The 2,192-nt window shown below is 34.8% G+C and carries 3 protein-coding genes; all 3 read right to left on the reverse strand.

Annotation, left to right across the window (positions count from 1 at the left end):
- The coding region (locus ACW2QF_RS17525) for a MarR family winged helix-turn-helix transcriptional regulator (RefSeq protein ID WP_455717309.1) at positions 1–251 on the reverse strand (251 nt) is incomplete at its 3' end.
- Between the two features lie 124 nt (positions 252–375).
- Entirely contained in the window at positions 376–591 is a 216-nt protein-coding gene (locus ACW2QF_RS17530) for a hypothetical protein (RefSeq protein WP_455717310.1), read from the reverse strand.
- Between the two features lie 534 nt (positions 592–1,125).
- A partial coding sequence (locus ACW2QF_RS17535; RefSeq protein WP_455717311.1) for an aminotransferase class I/II-fold pyridoxal phosphate-dependent enzyme occupies positions 1,126–2,192 on the reverse strand: 1,067 nt, incomplete at its 5' end.

Here is a 2,192-nt window from a genome sequence, read left to right on the forward strand (position 1 = left end):
TCCTTCTCTAGATTCTTAATAACTACTGTAATATTACCAGATGTGGTTAATATCTTTTCTATTAATTCACATATTCGTAAATCACCTTTATTATATAAGGCTTCTAAAACTCCAAATTGAGTTGGCGTTAAGTTACTTTTCTTAATCGTTTCCATCTCTCTTCTATGGATTACATTCTCAGCCCTTGTAAATACAACTAATGTAGATAATGTTAAATGGTTTTTTTCAATTAAGTCTTTTAAATTTTCCATGTGTTTAATATATCACTAATTAGTGATATTGTCAACCAGTTATTGGTATTAAAAGAAAAAATAGGAAATCTGCTCTGTTCTCAAAGCAAATTTCCTCTTATAAATTCTTATTAATTACACAGAACTAAATATCTTCATGTTTAGCTGATACCTTATAATCATCTCTTGCCCAATTGGGAGCACTAATTGGTCCTGCCTTAGTCTTTCCCATCTTTGCTGCACCTTGGATCTCAGGGACCTGAGCCTGTACATTCTTTGGGTGATGCATTTTTTCATGCTTTTCTGTTCCATGATTTTTTGGATCATAAGGATCTGGCCTTCTCATTCCTGCTTTTGCCATCGCGATACCTCCTATTTCTCATATAGTATCTGTAGCTTATGCGAATTTATTCATTCCTGTATTCTCTGTCTGAGAAGCATTTTTCTAATAATCATTAAATTAATTATATGTAATTATACTAAAATTAAAAGATGTATCATTCCCATCTTTACTTATAATCTCATTGGGATCAATATAGTATTTTTTCCCCCATGAAGAAACTATGTATTTACCATCGCTTGTTACCCCGATCAAAAGGCCACAAAAATTATTTTAAAATTCTTTTACATCTTATGTATAAAGAATTTTAAACTGCACATACTATACTTGTAAAACCAAACTGAATGTAGGAGGAAAACGACGATGAAAAATCAAAGTAACCAAAGCATTCAATCTTCAGAGGCTTACGAAGACAACGAGGTTTTCGAACAGCCAAATGATACGTCAACTTATGAGGCCTTAATAGGTTAATAAGAGGACGAGGTTTTATGCTTGAGAAGGATCTACTTATATTGCATATTTATATGCGATTAAGTAGATCCTTTTCTAATATAACTATTTAATTAATCCACTCTTACCAATAATCTCAGCAATTTCCTTAAGCTCTTCAACTGTCTTCACCAAGGCAAACCGAATATATCCTTCACCTCTAGTTCCAAATGCCGTTCCGGGAGTTCCAACTACTCCCGTTTTCATAAGTAAGGCTTCACAAAATTCGATGGAGGTGTATTCCTTAGGAACACGCAGCCATACAAACATCGTCCCTTTTGAGTCTTTAATATCCCAACCAAACTTTCTTAGTCCTCCACATAAAGCATCTCGTCTTCTTTGATATTCTGCACACTGATTTATTACGCAGTCTCTAGGTCCGGTAAGTGCTGCGATTGCAACTTTCTGCGCTGGATAAGACATACCAAAATCATATTGACTTCTAAGCTTCTTCAACGCATTTACTATTGAAGAATTTCCTATGCAAAATGAGATACGAAATCCAGTTACATTAAAGGATTTTGATAGTGAGAAAAATTCTACCCCAACATCTTTGGCCCCTTCTATCGATAAGAAGGAAAATCCTTCTCTCCCATCAAAAATAATATCTGAATATGCGTTATCATTGATAATAAAAAATCCATACTTCTTGGCATATTGAATCATCTTTTCATAAAGTGATTTGGGTGCAACAGCACCGACAGGATTCGATGGATATGATAACACTATGTACTTTGTCTTGTATAAAATTTCTTCTGGTATGTCTTCTATGACTGGTAAATACTCATTTTCTTCTACTAAAGGATAATAGCGAATATCTGCTTGTCCTAGATAAGAACCTGCCTCGAATATTGGATATCCTGGGTCTGGTAACAATACGATATCCCCAGGATTACACATTGCCATCCCTAGATGCCCCATTCCTTCTTGTGTCCCATGTACAGAAGTAACCTCATCTTTACTGATTTTAGTACTATACCTGCTTTGATAATAATCAACAACTGCCTGTAGCATTTCATCTGAATCCGTCAAGGAATATTTGTAATTTTCTGGTTCTGCTACTGCCTTAATTGCCTCTTCTATAATATGTTCCGGCGGTTTGAAATCTGGCGTTCCCACCGACAAGTTGTAAA

The organism is Anaerosporobacter sp. (genome assembly GCF_965301125.1).

Excerpts from the sequence above, each read along its gene's own strand:
- ACW2QF_RS17530 (WP_455717310.1), bottom strand. The coding sequence starts at position 591 with ATGGCAAAAGCAGGAATGAGAAGGCCAGATCCTTATGATCCAAAAAAT.